Genomic DNA, 14,702 nt, shown 5'->3' on the forward strand with positions numbered 1-14,702 from the left:
GCGGTTGATCAATCGACAGGTGTGTTGCTGAGACACCGCATTCGCGGGCAAGCCCGCTCCCACAGCGGCCAGCGACCCTGCCGCATTCAGTTTCGTGCCGGCATGGGCGACTGCGATACCGCAGGTATCGGATTGCGCATCAGCGTCCCCACCACCAATGCCCCCAGCAATCCCAGCAATCCTGCGGCCCAAAGCACTGTGCTGAACCCGCCCACGAACGCCTGTTGCGCCAGGGGTTGCACCACGCTCCGGGCTGCGTCGGGCAGCAGCTCCATCGCCGCAGGCATGTCACCGGCCACCACGCGCGAAACGATCCCGCTTACTTGCGTCTGCCATTGCCCATCAATATCTGCATTCAACAGCTGTTCGCTATGACGGCTCAACAGTGCCCCATACACCCCAATGGCCAGCATGATCGCGCTGAAACGCATGGTAGTGCTCATGCCGGACGCCATGCCTGCCCGATCCCGTGGCACACACGCCATGATGTTTTTCTGTGTGTCGCCATTGAGCAGGCCGGCACCCGCGCCGGTGAGGGCAATCGCCAGGGCGAACGGCAGGTAGCCGCCGGCCGTGACTGCCCAGGCGCTGAGCAGGTTGCCACAACCTACAAGGGTCAGGCCGGTCGCCATCATCGTCGCCGGGACAAAGCGTGCTGCCAGGCGCGCGCCGATGCGTGGGCAGACCAACATGGTCAAGGCAAACGGCAGCATGCCCAGGCCCGAGGCAATGGCAGAGAACCCAAGGCCGTTCTGCAGATAGAACGGCAGCAGCGTCATCATCACTTGGGCGCAACCGGCGTAGGCGAACATCCCCAGCAGCGCACCGACAAAGCGCGGATGGCGGAACAGTTGCAAGTCCACCATAGGTCGTTGCTGCATCCGTTCCACCGCTATGAACAGCCCCAACAATACGGCGCCACCGGCAAGACGGGCATAGGTGAGCGTGTTACTCCAGCCGATGCGATTGGCTTCGATCAGGCCCCAGATCAGGCACAGCAGGCTCGCACTGAAGGCCAGGCTGCCCCAGGGATCGAGGCGGGCGGAGTGTGTATCGCGGGACTCGGGTATCGCGCGCAGTACCAGCCCCATCAGTAACAGGCCGACGGGCAGGTTGAGGTAGAAGATCCAGCGCCAGCCCAGGTAGTGCGTGATCAGGCCGCCGAGGGTGGGGGCGGCGGTCATGCCCACGCCCATGCACGCGCCCCAGAACGCCCAGGCCTTGGCCCGTTCCACTTCGTCATGGAAGGCGTGACCGATGGACGCCAGCGCTGACGTCAGTAAGAGTGCGGCGCCGACACCCTTAACTGCGCGAGCGATATCGAGCAGTAGCGCATTCGGCGCTGCGCCGCACCCAACGGATGCGAGGATGAAAATACTCAAGCCCCAGATCAGGGTTTTCTTGCGCCCGAAGCGGTCGGCGATGCTGCCGGCGGGCAGTAGCAGCGCAGCAAACGCCAGCATGTAGGCGCTGACCACCCATTCGATATCGGCAAAATTCGCCCCCAGGTCGCGGGCGATGCTGGGCAGGGTCACGGCGACGATGTTGGTGTCGAGCACGATCAGCGAGCAGACACCGGAGGCGGTGAGCAGCGTCAGGCGTGGGCTGACACTGCTCATGACTGAATTACCTTGAAGGCAATCACTAAACGACGATTGACGTGCATGATAAGGGCTCTCTAGTGTTGAGGTAGGGCCAGCTTATCCTCGACTTCAAGCTGGCTTGTTAGCTGGCCTGAAGCACTTCATTACCTTTGAGCTCATCCTGAAATGGAAATCCGCCATTTTCGTTACTTTCTAGCTGTCGCCCGGCAGCGCAATTTCACCCGCGCCGCCGAGCAACTGGGCATCGCGCCACCCACCTTGAGTCGGCAGATCCAGGACATGGAAGCCAGTCTCGGCACGCGCTTGTTTATCCGTCGGCAGCGCGAAGTCAGCCTCACCGAGGCCGGTGCGGCGCTGTTGATCGAGGCCGAGGCCACGGTGCGTCAATTCGAGTTCGCACAACGCAATGCCCAGCGCGCCGGGCGTGGCGAGATCGGTCATATTGAAGTGGGCTACGTGGCGTCAGCGGTGTATTCGGGCTTGCTGCAACGGCAAATGCAGGCGTTCAGCCGGGCGTTTCCCGATGTCAGTGTGAATGTCCGAGAATGCCCGATGGCCACGCTGCCCGGGGCTGTGGCGGAAGGGCGCTGCGATATCGGGTATATCCGTTCACCCATGACGTTGCCTGATGACGTGGAAGCGGTGCGCCTGGACAGCGAAGGCTTTATGTTGGCGCTGCCTCAGGATTCCTGGCTGCTGGGGCTCAAGGCTATCGGGTGCGAGCATCTGAAAAACGAGACTTTTATCTTGCCGGAGCAGATCAGTGGCACCCTGCATGTGGCCGCCCAGGGAGGCTACGCGCCGCGCCTGGGGCCACAGCCGGGCGGCTTGGTGGCGGTGGTTGCGCTGGTCTCGCTCGGGCAGGGTGTGGCGGTGGTGCCATCATCGATGGTGGGGCATGTGAGCTTGCCGGGGGTGGTGTACCGCACCATCCAGGATCACGAGGCGTCTTCCTGGCTATCGCTGATTCATCGGCGCTTTGAAAAAGCCCCGGCGGTGGCGCGGTACATTCAACAGGTCAAGGCTCAAGCACAACCTTGAGGGATTTGTCCCCGCGCTCCATCACCGCAAAGGCCTCCTTGAAGTCGGCCAGGGCGAACTTATGGGTGACCACGTCACGCATGTCGATCTTGCGGTTGCCGATAAAGTCGATGGCGCGCGGGTACATGTAGGGGCCGAGGTGCGAGCCCAGAACATCCAGCTCCTTGCGGTCGCCAATGATCGACCAGTCCACCGTGGCTTCGTCGTTGAACACACTGAATTCGACGAAGCGTCCCAACTTGCGCAGCATGCCCAGACCCTGGTTGACCGCTTTGTGATGACCGGTGGCCTCGATATAGATGTCGCAGCCGTAGCCGTCGGTGATTGCCCGAATCTTCGCCTGTACGTCGACTTCGGCGGGGTTCCACACTTCATCGGCACCCATGCGCAGGGCGAGGGCGGTGCGCTCGGGTTTCATGTCCAGCACGATCAGTTTCTTCGGATTGCGCATGCGCACCGCGCCGATGATGCCAAGGCCCAGGGTACCGGCACCGGCGACTACCACCACATCATCGAAATCCACATTGGCGCGCTCCGCCGCATGCAGCGAGCACGCCAGGGGTTCGATCAGGATCGCTTCGTCGGGGGCGATGGCGTCCGGCACTTTATGGATGATGCCTTCCCTGGTGAAAATCATGTATTGGGCCATGGCACCCTGAACGTTGTTCTGGAAGCCATAGAGGTCGTGCTTCTGGCACATCCAGTACTGGCCGTGGTTGCAGAAGCGGCAGCCCCAGCACGGTACGATCTGCTCGGAAATCACCCGGTCGCCCACTTTCACGCCACGTTTTTCCGCGCCAGGGCCCAGCGCCACCACCCGGCAGACGAACTCATGGCCGGGAATCATTGGCGGTTTGACGTAGCGCGGTTGCTCGGCATCGCCCCAGAACGAGGGGGCGCCACGGTAGGTCTTGATGTCGCCCATGCAGATGCCGCACAGCTCGACCTTGGTGAGAATTTCGTCGGGGCCTGGGGTGGGCACGGCGACGGTTTCCAGGCGATAGTCTTCCGGGCCATGGCAGACCACGGCCTGCATGGTTTTCGGGATGATCGGGGACAATTGTTCGGGCGAGCGCTCGCTGACAGTGGACATGACTGACCTCACGACAAAAATGGGGGTAGCGTTCCCGCGCATTGCACGGGAACGCCCGATCGACGCTTACTTGCCGGCGCTGACTTGCTTGTACAGCGCGTCGGCATTGCCCTGGGTCACGGGCACCCAGGGCAGGATGTAGGTCTTGGCGGTGCCGTCACCCCATTTCAGGTCCTTGGCGTAACGCTCCCAGATCACCGATTGAGGTTTGTAGTCCTTGCCGGCGAGTGCGCGCAGGGCGACGTCCAGTGCGCCCTGGGATTGGGCCTGAGCGTCTTGCAGGAAGGTGGTGACTTCGTCTTTTTTGGCGGCCTGGATTGCGTCCGGCATGCCGTCGATGGACGTGACCGGCACGTCCTTGGAAGTCAGTCCGTGGGATTTCAGCGCCTGCACCGCGCCGAGGGCCATGTCGTCATTCTGCGCGATCACCCCGTTGATGCCCTTCGGGTGGGCGTTCAGCCAGTCTTCGGTCAGCGCCAGGGCCTGGGCGCGGTCCCAGTTGGCGGTTTTTTTCTCGATGATCTTGATGTCCGGATGTTTGCCCAGCACTTCCAGTTCGCCTTTTTCCCGGTCGATCTGCGCCGACTGGCCAATCGGGCCCTGGATGATCACCACATTGCCCTTGCCGTTGAGTTTGTCGACCATGGCCTGGGCTTGCAGGCGGCCGCCTTCCACATCGTCGTTGCCGACGTAGGGCACTGCGGCATCGGCCACCTTGGTGTTCGACGCGATCACCACCACGTCATTGCTCATGGCCTGTTTCACCGTACCCACGCCCGCCTTGGTGTCGATGGGTACGAACAGGATGGCGTCGTAATGCTGGGTCACATGTTTTCGATCTGATTGTTCTGGGTCAGTGCGTCGTAGTTGCCATCGAATACGGTCAACTGCACCGTGCCGTCCTTCACGGCCGGATGCTCCTTGAGTTCGCGCACCCAGTTCTGCATGAACTGGCCTTTCAGGCCGTAGACTGCGGCGCCGACCTTGTAGGTCTTGCCATCGGCGGCCAGGGCGATGCTGCTGGCGAGCAGGGAGAGGGCCGCGGCAGTGGCGAAGGTCGTACCCAGTTTCATGATCAGAACCCCGTTTATTGTTGTAGTCAGTCATTGAGTCACTGCTTTGTACTGATCATATGTTTATCAAATGAAAATCTGATCAGTCAAATGCTTTTGCTGTAAATCATGAGATAGGTGGTATCGAGGGTTTTTTCGAGGTTTTTCGCTTAATAAGCATTTTTTTGGTCGATATAAATTTCACTTTATGATCATATGATCCGTTATGTGTCGCAATTTACAGATCTTGTAATAGTTTTGGTTGCAGGAAAGCCCTGTTTCGACGGTACGATTCAGGTCCTTTTGTCATCGCAGGATTTGCATGAACACCCTCTCGGAGCCTCCCAGTCGTCTTTCCCCAGGACACCCGTGCCCGCTGTTACCTTTCGAGTACCCCCGATTCCGACTGCTAACCTTGTACCGGTCCACTGACCGCGCATTGCCGTGCCCGGCATTCTGAAAACTCACTGAAGAGACTCGATAAATGGAATGGTTAGCGGATCCAACGGCCTGGCTCGGCCTGTTGACCTTGATTGTGTTGGAGCTGGTGCTGGGCATCGACAACCTGGTGTTTATCGCGATCCTTGCGGACAAACTGCCGCCGGCGCAGCGTGACCGCGCGCGCCTGATCGGCTTGTCCCTTGCGCTGCTGATGCGCCTGGGCCTGCTGGCGAGTATTTCCTGGCTGGTCACCCTGACCCAGCCGCTGTTCGAGGTATTCGGCAAGAGTTTCTCCGGTCGAGACCTGATCATGCTGTTCGGGGGTGTGTTCCTGTTGTTCAAGGCCACCATGGAGTTGCACGAACGCCTGGAGGGCCATGTGGCCCAGCGCAGTGGCAGTGCGGCTTATGCGCTGTTCTGGCCGATCGTGGCGCAGATCGTCGTGCTCGACGCGGTGTTCTCCCTCGATGCAGTGATTACCGCGGTGGGCATGGTGGATGAGCTGGCGGTGATGATGATCGCGGTGATCATTTCCATCGGCCTGATGATTGTGGCGAGCAAGCCGCTGACCCGTTTCGTCAATGCGCACCCGACGGTGATCATGCTGTGTCTGGGCTTTTTGATGATGATTGGTTTCGCCCTCACAGCCGAAGGCCTGGGCTTCCATATTCCGAAAGGCTATCTGTACGCCGCCATTGGTTTCTCGATTTTGATCGAAGTGTTCAACCAGATTGCCCGGGCCCGTCGCAAGAAATCGGCCCAGGGCGTGTTGCCTGTCCGTGAGCGCACCGCCCATGCGGTGATGCACCTGCTGGGCGGTCGCAGCCTGGCGGTGGAAGAGGTAGGTGAGGAGGTTGCCGATCTGTTGGGCGAGCCGGACGTTGCGCAAGGCCCGCTGTTCGACCGGCGTGAGCGGGTGATGATCAGTGGCGTGCTGCAATTGGCCGAACGGCCGATTCGCACCCTGATGACACCGCGCGCCCAGGTCGATTGCATCGATCTTGCAGACGATGCCGATACGATCCGGCTGAAGTTGATGCATTCGTCCTACTCACGCTTGCCGCTGATCCGTAACGGTGCGGTGGACGAGCCTCTGGGCTTCGTGCACAAGAAGGAATTGCTCAAGGAATACCTGGCCGGCAACGAGCCGAACCTGGAGCACCTGGCGCGCCGGGCGATCAACCTGCTGGAGAGCTTTTCGATCCTCAATGCCCTGGAGCAAATGCGTCAGGAGTCGACCCATATCGCCTTTGTGATCAACGAATTCGGCGATTTCATGGGTGTGTTGAGCATGACCGACATCCTTGAATCCATCGCCGGCGAACTGCCCGATGCCAGTGAGATCGAAGGGCCGGATATCGTCGAGGAGGGTGAAGGTTTTCGCGCCAGTGGCGCCTTGAACCTTAGCCAGGTACGTCAGCGAACCGGCTTCAAGGCGCAGGCCACCGAGGATTACCAGACCCTGGCCGGGCTGCTGATGAGTTTGCTTGACCGCTTGCCGGTGGTGGGCGACAGCCTGACGCACGAGGGTTGGCGTCTGACGGTGGCGGCGGTGGAGGAGCGTCGGGTGACCCAGGTGTCTATGGCGCGTGAAACGTAAAGCGGTCCTTGCCCTCATGCTTTGAAATGTAGAGTGCATGATCCGCCTTGATCAGCGCCTGGTTCAACGTCTCACCGTCCTCCACCCGGGCCAGGCCGATGCTGATGGTCACCGGGTGTTGGGTCGGTTCCTCGCGCACGCGTTGGCAGAGCAGGCTGGCCAACTGCTCGGCGTCGTGTTTGCGCACGCCGGCCAGGTAGATGCCGAATTCTTCACCGCCCAGGCGGGCGTAGTCGAAGTCGGCCATCACCGCCTTGATGTTCTGGGCCACTCGCTTGAGCACTTCATCGCCGACGTCGTGGCCATGCACGTCATTCACTTTCTTGAAGTTGTCGATGTCGATCATTGCCAGGTAATGATCGTGGGCCTTGGGCTGCTGGTTGAGCTTTTTGCCGGCGCTGGCCATGAAGGCGCGGCGGTTGGGGATTTCGGTGAGGGTATCGAGGTAGGCCTGCTCCAGCAGCAGCTTGGACATGATGAAGTTGTGCAGTTTGGCCTGGCGTAGTTTCAGGAAGCTGTAGAGCGTCAGGAAGGTCAGAAACACCGAATAGAACGTTACCAGTGCGCCGCGGACGTCCAGCAGGGAAAGGTGGGCCAAATGAAACGGATTGAGCAACGCCCAGGTGATCAGCATTGTCGTGACAAACGACCAATGCTTGAGTGGTAGCACCGATGCGCTATAGAGGACGCTCGACGCTGCCAGGATCAACCAGCTGGGGTGCAGATCCATTGGCAAACCTTCGATCAGCAGGCGTGTGCCGAGGGCGATGATTGCAACGAATATCAGGTTATTCCACTGGAAGTGCTGGGCTTTGCGGATAAATCCCAGGGCAATGGTGTTGATGGTCAGCAGTGCCAGAAAGAGCATCGAAAGCCCGGTGAAACCCTGGCCTCCCGGAAAGCTGACGATCAGGTCGAAGACCAGCCAGATGCAGATGCTGGCGATATAGATCAGCAGGCAAAAGGGCTTGAGTCGTTCGAAATCATGTTGCGCGAACTCGTGTTTCAGGGATTCCGGGACGGCTTTTTTCAGCACGTCGGCTTCAATGGCTTTGAGCATTATCGGCCTTGGTGGCATGTGATCGCTTCGGCATGGGGCCGAATGCCATTGCGATCTTGAAGTTCATGGGCTGATCTCTCACGACGAGGCCGTTTATCCAAGAACTACATACAAGCAGCGAAACAGAGGGTTGTCCAATGCCCCATTGGCGGTTTTTGACGTAGCTCAGCGCGGCATTGCGGCGGGTGAGTTTCCCTTGGCGTGACGTTTGAACAGATTGTTAATGGTGTGTTCGTGCTCTTCCCAAACACCGAATCCCTTCAGCTTCTCGATCATCTGGCCATTGCGGAATACCAATAGCGTGGGCGTGCCCGTGACCTCTGGGTGTCTGAGCGTTTGGGTCGTGTCAAGGATCATGCTTTTGACCTGTTCGGCGTTCTGGCGAGCGATGCGTTCGAACAGTGGACCGGCCTCTCTACACGCCGGGCAGTGTGGGGAAACGAATAGCAGAAACAGCACTGGATACTCCGCCAGTGCCCGTTGGTAATCTTCGGCGCTGGCGATGACGGCGGTAGCAATACCCATGGCGATCTCCTTGTGCTAAAGGCCGGACTGGCACCTTTATGCACGCTAAACCGCGAGATCAAAGCAATCTACTGTCAACCTTCACAGGTGTTGGCACTCACGCGTCTCTGTCGCGCTCGATGCGTTCGCGTGCCTTGCGGGCCTGGCTTGCACACTTCCTGTATTCCTCGTTGTCCCGGGACGCCTTGGCTCGGCGGTAACCATGGTGGTTCTGGCTGGTGTAGTTGGTATTGAAGGTGTCCTTGAGCTTTTGCAGTTCTGCCTTGCATTCGCGGCGGTCATTGCTGGCGGAGGCGCTGCCGGCAGCGAGCAGGGCAAGCAGGATCAGGGTGAGGCGCAGCTTCATTGGGGCAGGGTCCTGGTGGGTGTTCGATGGAGCAAGGCTAGTCCAGCATGAGGATTTTTCCATCGTGGAGACTGCGCACTTCTGGTGCGCGGTAACGCCAGTGTGGCGCACTTTCATTGGGTGTCACCCCAGGTTGGGGTCCTGAGTAGCAATCTGATTTCAGATGCTGGCTCAACGCCGCATTTTGAATGCACGCCTATCTTTTTGATTTTTAAATACATTTTATGAGTCGTGTGTTTCTGCAACAACGTGTGGCACACTTTCTGCTGTCTATTCCGTTGTTACATACTAAGTTCCGGTATAGCGGAATACACAACTTCTGGAGTGCTTGTCATGCATCACCGACCTTCCGTGTTTAAAGCGTGTGTTTTTCTCTTCGCCGCATCGGCTTCCCTCGCAAGCGTAGTGCACGCGGCGGACAGCAAGCTCGATGATGTGCTCAAGCGTGGGCACTTGATCGTGGGTACAGGCAGTACCAATGCGCCGTGGCACTTCCAGGGAGCGGATGGCAAGTTGCAGGGTTTTGATATCGACATCGGTCGCATCGTGGCCAAAGGCCTGTTCAATGACCCCAGCAAAGTCGAGTTCGTGGTGCAGTCTTCCGACGCGCGTATTCCCAACCTGCTGACCAACAAAGTCGACATGAGCTGCCAGTTCATCACCGTGACCGCCAGCCGTGCGCAGCAAGTCGCGTTCACCCTGCCGTACTACCGCGAAGGCGTGGGCCTGCTGCTGCCGAACAACAGCAAGTACAAAGAGATCGAAGACCTGCAAGCCGCTGGCGATGGTGTGACGGTGGCCGTGCTGCAAAACGTGTATGCCGAAGAGCTGGTGCACCAGGCGCTGCCCAAAGCCAAGGTCGACCAGTACGACAGCGTCGACCTGATGTACCAGGCCGTGAACTCCGGTCGCGCCGATGCCGCCGCCACCGACCAGTCCTCGGTCAAATACCTGATGGTGCAGAACCCGGGTCGTTACCGCAGCCCGACCTACGCCTGGAGCCCGCAGACTTACGCGTGCGCCGTCAAGCGTGGCGACCAGGACTGGCTGAACTTCGTCAACACCGCGCTGCATGAAGCCATGACCGGAGTGGAATTTCCCACCTACAAGGCCTCGTTCAAGCAGTGGTTTGGCGTAGACCTGCCGGAGCCTGCGATCGGCTTCCCGGTTGAGTTCAAGTAATTCGTAAACCCTGGGGCGCCGTTGATGGCGCCCCAATCAGGTACTGCTGACCATGAACTATCAGTTGAACTTTGCCGCCGTGTGGCGCGACTTCCCCAGCCTGCTGGCGGGGCTCGGCCTGGGCCTTGAACTGGCCTTGCTGTCGATCGCGATCGGCTGCGTGATCGGCCTGATGATGGCATTTGCCATGCTGTCGAAACACAAGGCATTGCGGGTGCTGGCGTCGGTGTATGTCACGGTGATCCGCAACACGCCGATCCTGGTGCTGATCCTGTTGATCTACTTCGCGTTGCCGAGCCTGGGGATTCGTCTCGATAAAATCCCGTCCTTCATCATTACCCTGTCGTTGTACGCCGGTGCCTATCTGACCGAAGTGTTCCGCGCGGGGCTGCTGAATATTCCCAAGGGCTTGCGTGAAGCCGGTTTGGCCATTGGCCTGGGCGAATGGCGCATCCGTGCGTACATCACCGTGCCGGTGATGCTGCGCAATGTGCTGCCCGCGCTGTCGAACAACTTCATTTCGCTGTTCAAGGACACGTCCCTGGCCGCCGCCATCGCGGTGCCGGAGCTGACCTACTACGCCCGCAAGATCAACGTCGAAAGCTACCGGGTTATTGAAACCTGGCTGGTCACGACCGCGCTCTACGTGGCTGCCTGTTACCTCATTGCCATGCTGCTCCGCTACCTGGAACAGCGTCTGGCGATCCGTCGTTAAGGAAGGTTTCCATGTACGAATCCCCCAGCTGGCTGCATGAGTTGTGGATCGCCCGGGAGGCTCTCTGGGCGGGTTTCCAGGCCAGTGTTTATGTTTCGGCCCTGGCGATTTTCTTTGGCACTTTAATTGGTATCGTCGCCGGCCTGATCTTGACCTACGGCAAGTTCTGGATGCGTGCGCCGTTTCGGCTGTATGTCGATTTGATCCGTGGTACGCCGGTGTTCGTGCTGGTACTGGCATGTTTCTACATGCTGCCGGCGCTCGGTTGGCAGATCACCGCGTTCCAGGCCGGAGCGGTCGGGTTGACGCTGTTCTGCGGCTCCCATGTGTCGGAAATCGTGCGTGGCGCGCTGCAAGCCATTCCCCGTGGGCAACTGGAAGCGGGCAAGGCGATCGGTCTGACGTTCTACCAATCCCTGGGTTACGTGCTGTTGCCCCAGGCGCTGCGTCAGATCTTGCCGACCTGGGTCAACTCCTCCACGGAAATCGTCAAGGCGTCGACCTTGCTGTCGGTGATCGGTGTGGCCGAGTTGCTGCTCAGCACCCAGCAAGTGATCGCGCGCACTTTCATGACCCTGGAGTTCTACCTGTTCGCAGGCTTTATGTTCTTTGTCATCAACTACGCCATCGAGTTATTCGGGCGCTACATTGAAAAGCGGGTGGCCTTGCCATGAACCAACCTCAAACCAACCAACCGCTGCTGAATATCCGTGGCCTGCGCAAACAATACGGTCAGGTCGAAGTGCTCAAGGGCGTCGACCTGTCCATGCAGCGCGGTAACGTGGTCACGCTGATCGGCTCCAGCGGCTCGGGCAAAACCACGCTGCTGCGCTGCGTCAACCTGCTGGAAGAATTCCAGGGCGGACAGATTACCCTCGACGGCGAGTCCATTGGCTACAGCGAAATCGCCGGCAAGCGCGTGCGTCACCCCGAACGGGTGATCGCCCAGCACCGGGCGATGACCGGCATGGCGTTCCAGCAATTCAACCTGTTTCCGCACCTGACCGCGTTGCAGAACGTCACCCTCGGCCTGCTCAAGGTCAAGAAGATGGGCAAGGACGAGGCCGTGGCACTCGCGGAAAAATGGCTGGACCGCGTCGGCCTGTTGGAGCGTCGCAACCATTTCCCCGGCCAGCTTTCCGGCGGCCAGCAACAGCGTGTGGCGATTGCCCGCGCGATTGCCATGAACCCCAGCCTGATGCTGTTCGATGAAGTCACGTCGGCGCTGGACCCGGAGTTGGTGGGCGAAGTGCTCAGCGTGATCAAGGGCCTGGCTGAAGAGGGCATGACCATGCTGCTGGTCACCCACGAAATGCGCTTTGCCTATGAAGTGTCCGACAAGATCGTGTTCATGAACCAGGGCCGCATTGAGGAACAGGGCACCTCCAAGGACATCTTCGAGCGCCCGCAATCACCGCGCCTGGCGGAATTTTTGAAGAATATTCGTTTTTAATCAGGAGTCATTTTATGAGCATTACTCGTTACGGCACCGGCAGCACCGCCGGCGGCGGCCAGCCACGTCCTTTCGCCCGTGCGGTGGAAGCGGACGGCTGGCTCTACGTCTCGGGCCAGGTGCCCGCGGTGGACGGTGAAATCATCCAGGGCGGCATCATCGAGCAAACCCGGCAGACCATGCGCAACGTGGTGGCGATCCTCGAAGAGGCTGGCTACGAACTCAAGGACGTGGTGCGCGTCGGTGTGTGGCTGGAGGACCCGCGGGACTTCTGGAGTTTCAACAAGGTCTTCGGCGAATACTTCAGCCCCGAACACGCCCCGGCGCGCGCCTGCGTACAGGCGAACATGATGGTCGATTGCAAGGTGGAGATCGATTGCGTGGCGTACAAGAAAAAAGGCTAAATGATCGTTCCCACGCTCTGCGTGGGAACGCCACCTTGGACGCTCTGCGTCCGCTTTTGTGACGCAGAGCGTCACGGTATGCATTCCCACGCAGAGCGTGGGAACGATCATTCTGACCGGACCGAAAACTGCCATGACCGAAGACACCATCAAGCGCCGCGCCAAAGGACTGGACCGTGCGTTCGATATCCTCGATTTTCTCAAGGAAATCGGCCAGCCCCTGCGCCCGAATGATATTGCCAGCGGCATCGGCAGCCCCAAATCCACCGTCTACGAAGTGGTCGCTTCGCTGCTGGAGCGGCGCATCCTGGAAACGGTGGGCAAGGACGGTCACGTCTACCTGGGCCGTCAGTTGTACTTTCTCGGCCAGGCGCATCTGCGTCACTTCGACCTGACCCGCGAGGCCGATCACGCCTTGCAGGAAATCGTCAGCCAGACCCACGAAACCGCGCAGATGTGCCTGCTCAACGGGCGCAAATACACCGTGGCGCTGATGCGTGAAGGCGAGCGGCATTTCCGGATTTCCTCGGATATCGGCGAGAACGCACCGATCCCCTGGACCGCATCCGGGCGCCTGCTGCTGGGGCATTTGAGCGACCAGCAGATCATCGACCTGATCGACCACGACGACTTTATCCTGCCGGACGGCCAACGCCTGCCGCTGGACACCTTCCTGGCACAGATCCGTCAGGCCACCCTCGATGGCTTCTTTTCCTTCGATAGCGTGGCCGACACCTTTACCCATTGCTTTGCCGCCCCGGTGCGGGACGCGCAGGGCATCAGCATTGCGACCTTGTGCATCGTGGCCCCAAGGGCCGATGCCATCAAAAACTACAACGACTACCGCCGGGTGTTGATCGACAGCGCCAACAACCTGGCCCGGCGCATCAACGAATAGGAGTTTTTCATGTCTGCCATCAACGCCGTTGAAAAGGGCGCCGCCGCCGTCGGCGCGCACCTGGTCCGTGACGTCAGCCTGCCGGCCCTGGTGCTGCACCGCGATGCGCTGCAACACAACATTCGCTGGATGCAGGACTTCGTCCGCAGCAGCGGCGCCGAGCTGGCGCCCCACGGCAAGACCAGCATGATGCCGGCGTTGTTCCAGCGTCAGATCGAGGCGGGCGCCTGGGGCATCACCCTGGCCAACGCCGTGCAGACCCGCGCCGCGTATGCCGGTGGCGTGCGCCGCGTGTTGATGGCCAACCAACTGGTGGGTGCGCCGAACATGGCGTTGATCGCCGACCTGTTGGCCGATCCCGATTTTGACTTCCACTGCATGGTCGATCACCCGGACAACGTCGCTGACCTGGGCCTGTTCTTCGCCGCCCGCGGCCTGCGCCTGAACGTGATGATCGAGTACGGTGTGGTCGGTGGCCGCTGTGGTTGCCGCAGCGAGCAGGAAGTGCGTGACCTGGCCAAGGCGATCAAGGCCCAACCGGCCCTGGCGCTCACCGGCATCGAAGGTTATGAAGGCGTGATCCACGGCGAGCACGCCATCAGTGGTATTCGTGCTTTTGCCGCCAGCCTGGTGCGCCTGGCCGTAGACCTGCAGAACGACGGCGCCTTTGACTTGCCCAAGCCCATCGTCACCGCCTCAGGTTCGGCCTGGTACGACCTGATTGCCGAATCGTTCGAAGAACAGAACGCTGCGGGACGCTTCCTCAGCGTACTGCGCCCGGGCAGTTATGTGGCCCACGACCACGGTATCTACAAAGAAGCGCAGTGCTGCGTGCTTGACCGTCGCAGCGACTTGAACGAAGGCCTGCGCCCGGCCCTGGAAGTCTGGGCCCATGTGCAATCGCTGCCGGAGCCTGGGTTCGCCGTGATCGCCCTGGGCAAGCGCGACGTGGCGTACGACGCGGGTCTGCCGGTGCCGCTCAAGCGCTACAAGGCCGGCATCCTGCCCGCAGAGGGCGATGACGTGGGGGCGTGCAAGGTCACGGCGGTGATGGATCAGCATGCGTTCATGACCGTGGCGCCGGGGGTCGAGTTGCGCATTGGCGACATCATTTCGTTCGGTACTTCCCACCCGTGCCTGACCTTTGACAAGTGGCAGGTCGGTTGCCTGGTGGATGAGCAGTTGCAAGTTATCGAGAGCTTGCATACCTGCTTCTGAACTGCGTCGCGGCCATCGCAGGCAAGCCAGCTCCCACATTTTGAATTGTGAATATTTTCAACTGTGGGAG

Annotated in this window: 14 protein-coding genes and 1 pseudogene; 9 read left to right on the plus strand and 6 right to left on the minus strand. The window is 60.0% G+C overall.

Going from position 1 to position 14,702, the window contains the following annotated elements; genetic code table 11:
- Nucleotides 1–86: 86 nt before the first annotated feature.
- On the minus strand, nucleotides 87–1,619 hold the full coding sequence (locus ACW9IN_RS29090; RefSeq protein WP_457369089.1) for an MFS transporter: 1,533 nt from the start codon (nucleotides 1,617–1,619) through the stop codon (nucleotides 87–89).
- A 150-nt stretch (nucleotides 1,620–1,769) separates the two neighbouring features.
- Between ACW9IN_RS29090 and ACW9IN_RS29095 the strand changes: the two genes are divergently transcribed.
- On the plus strand, nucleotides 1,770–2,645 hold the full coding sequence (locus tag ACW9IN_RS29095; RefSeq protein ID WP_457369090.1) for a LysR family transcriptional regulator: 876 nt from the start codon (nucleotides 1,770–1,772) through the stop codon (nucleotides 2,643–2,645).
- On the opposite strand, the gene ACW9IN_RS29100 is transcribed toward ACW9IN_RS29095, so the two are convergent.
- Nucleotides 2,623–3,738, minus strand: coding sequence for an MDR/zinc-dependent alcohol dehydrogenase-like family protein (locus ACW9IN_RS29100; RefSeq protein WP_457369091.1), 1,116 nt, complete (start codon nucleotides 3,736–3,738; stop codon nucleotides 2,623–2,625). The genes ACW9IN_RS29095 and ACW9IN_RS29100 overlap by 23 nt on opposite strands.
- Before the next feature lie 66 nt (nucleotides 3,739–3,804).
- Nucleotides 3,805–4,811 (minus strand): annotated as a pseudogene (locus ACW9IN_RS29105) (substrate-binding domain-containing protein).
- Nucleotides 4,812–5,274: 463 nt separating this feature from the next.
- Between ACW9IN_RS29105 and ACW9IN_RS29110 the strand changes: the two are divergent.
- On the plus strand, nucleotides 5,275–6,831 hold the full coding sequence (locus tag ACW9IN_RS29110; protein ID WP_457369092.1) for a TerC family protein: 1,557 nt from the start codon (nucleotides 5,275–5,277) through the stop codon (nucleotides 6,829–6,831).
- Here ACW9IN_RS29110 and ACW9IN_RS29115 read toward each other — a convergent pair.
- From ACW9IN_RS29115 to ACW9IN_RS29125, 3 genes are all read right to left on the minus strand, one after another.
- The gene (locus tag ACW9IN_RS29115) at nucleotides 6,812–7,891 is read right to left on the minus strand and encodes a GGDEF domain-containing protein (protein WP_457369093.1); all 1,080 of its coding nucleotides are present in this window, start codon (nucleotides 7,889–7,891) and stop codon (nucleotides 6,812–6,814) included. The genes ACW9IN_RS29110 and ACW9IN_RS29115 overlap by 20 nt on opposite strands.
- A 165-nt stretch (nucleotides 7,892–8,056) precedes the next feature.
- Nucleotides 8,057–8,416: a thioredoxin family protein gene (locus ACW9IN_RS29120; protein WP_457369094.1), complete on the minus strand. Its 360-nt coding sequence runs from the start codon at nucleotides 8,414–8,416 to the stop codon at nucleotides 8,057–8,059.
- A gap of 97 nt (nucleotides 8,417–8,513) precedes the next feature.
- Nucleotides 8,514–8,762, minus strand: coding sequence for a hypothetical protein (locus ACW9IN_RS29125; protein ID WP_457369095.1), 249 nt, complete (start codon nucleotides 8,760–8,762; stop codon nucleotides 8,514–8,516).
- 333 nt (nucleotides 8,763–9,095) lie between these two features.
- Between ACW9IN_RS29125 and ACW9IN_RS29130 the strand changes: the two genes are divergently transcribed.
- The 7 genes from ACW9IN_RS29130 (at nucleotide 9,096) to ACW9IN_RS29160 (ending at nucleotide 14,632) form a co-directional block, all read left to right on the plus strand.
- Nucleotides 9,096–9,944 carry a transporter substrate-binding domain-containing protein gene (locus ACW9IN_RS29130; RefSeq protein WP_457369096.1) on the plus strand — a complete coding sequence of 283 codons (849 nt, stop codon included), beginning with the start codon at nucleotides 9,096–9,098 and terminating at the stop codon, nucleotides 9,942–9,944.
- A gap of 52 nt (nucleotides 9,945–9,996) precedes the next feature.
- On the plus strand, nucleotides 9,997–10,659 hold the full coding sequence (locus tag ACW9IN_RS29135; protein WP_025857547.1) for an amino acid ABC transporter permease: 663 nt from the start codon (nucleotides 9,997–9,999) through the stop codon (nucleotides 10,657–10,659).
- 11 nt (nucleotides 10,660–10,670) lie between these two features.
- Nucleotides 10,671–11,333: an amino acid ABC transporter permease gene (locus ACW9IN_RS29140; RefSeq protein WP_457369097.1), complete on the plus strand. Its 663-nt coding sequence runs from the start codon at nucleotides 10,671–10,673 to the stop codon at nucleotides 11,331–11,333.
- Nucleotides 11,330–12,112 carry an amino acid ABC transporter ATP-binding protein gene (locus ACW9IN_RS29145; RefSeq protein WP_065907741.1) on the plus strand — a complete coding sequence of 261 codons (783 nt, stop codon included), beginning with the start codon at nucleotides 11,330–11,332 and terminating at the stop codon, nucleotides 12,110–12,112. The genes ACW9IN_RS29140 and ACW9IN_RS29145 overlap by 4 nt, the downstream gene beginning before the upstream one ends.
- A 14-nt stretch (nucleotides 12,113–12,126) precedes the next feature.
- Nucleotides 12,127–12,516 (plus strand): RidA family protein, encoded by a 390-nt coding sequence (locus ACW9IN_RS29150; RefSeq protein WP_457369098.1) that lies wholly within the window; start codon nucleotides 12,127–12,129, stop codon nucleotides 12,514–12,516.
- A 133-nt stretch (nucleotides 12,517–12,649) separates the two neighbouring features.
- Nucleotides 12,650–13,414: an IclR family transcriptional regulator gene (locus ACW9IN_RS29155; RefSeq protein WP_457369099.1), complete on the plus strand. Its 765-nt coding sequence runs from the start codon at nucleotides 12,650–12,652 to the stop codon at nucleotides 13,412–13,414.
- 9 nt (nucleotides 13,415–13,423) lie between these two features.
- Nucleotides 13,424–14,632, plus strand: a complete 1,209-nt coding sequence (locus ACW9IN_RS29160) for an amino acid deaminase (protein ID WP_457369100.1) — start codon at nucleotides 13,424–13,426, stop codon at nucleotides 14,630–14,632.
- Nucleotides 14,633–14,702: the final 70 nt, after the last annotated feature.

The sequence above is a fragment of the Pseudomonas sp. SDO5271_S396 genome (assembly GCF_054071795.1).

Bases quoted from the DNA above. Each gene is read 5' to 3' on its own strand.
- ACW9IN_RS29090 (WP_457369089.1), bottom strand. From the start codon at position 1,619: ATGAGCAGTGTCAGCCCACGCCTGACGCTGCTCACCGCCTCCGGTGTC.
- ACW9IN_RS29095 (WP_457369090.1), top strand. From the start codon at position 1,770: ATGGAAATCCGCCATTTTCGTTACTTTCTAGCTGTCGCCCGGCAGCGC.
- ACW9IN_RS29100 (WP_457369091.1), bottom strand. From the start codon at position 3,738: ATGTCCACTGTCAGCGAGCGCTCGCCCGAACAATTGTCCCCGATCATC.
- ACW9IN_RS29110 (WP_457369092.1), top strand. From the start codon at position 5,275: ATGGAATGGTTAGCGGATCCAACGGCCTGGCTCGGCCTGTTGACCTTG.
- ACW9IN_RS29115 (WP_457369093.1), bottom strand. From the start codon at position 7,891: ATGCTCAAAGCCATTGAAGCCGACGTGCTGAAAAAAGCCGTCCCGGAA.
- ACW9IN_RS29120 (WP_457369094.1), bottom strand. From the start codon at position 8,416: ATGGGTATTGCTACCGCCGTCATCGCCAGCGCCGAAGATTACCAACGG.
- ACW9IN_RS29125 (WP_457369095.1), bottom strand. From the start codon at position 8,762: ATGAAGCTGCGCCTCACCCTGATCCTGCTTGCCCTGCTCGCTGCCGGC.
- ACW9IN_RS29130 (WP_457369096.1), top strand. From the start codon at position 9,096: ATGCATCACCGACCTTCCGTGTTTAAAGCGTGTGTTTTTCTCTTCGCC.
- ACW9IN_RS29135 (WP_025857547.1), top strand. From the start codon at position 9,997: ATGAACTATCAGTTGAACTTTGCCGCCGTGTGGCGCGACTTCCCCAGC.
- ACW9IN_RS29140 (WP_457369097.1), top strand. From the start codon at position 10,671: ATGTACGAATCCCCCAGCTGGCTGCATGAGTTGTGGATCGCCCGGGAG.
- ACW9IN_RS29145 (WP_065907741.1), top strand. From the start codon at position 11,330: ATGAACCAACCTCAAACCAACCAACCGCTGCTGAATATCCGTGGCCTG.
- ACW9IN_RS29150 (WP_457369098.1), top strand. From the start codon at position 12,127: ATGAGCATTACTCGTTACGGCACCGGCAGCACCGCCGGCGGCGGCCAG.
- ACW9IN_RS29155 (WP_457369099.1), top strand. From the start codon at position 12,650: ATGACCGAAGACACCATCAAGCGCCGCGCCAAAGGACTGGACCGTGCG.
- ACW9IN_RS29160 (WP_457369100.1), top strand. From the start codon at position 13,424: ATGTCTGCCATCAACGCCGTTGAAAAGGGCGCCGCCGCCGTCGGCGCG.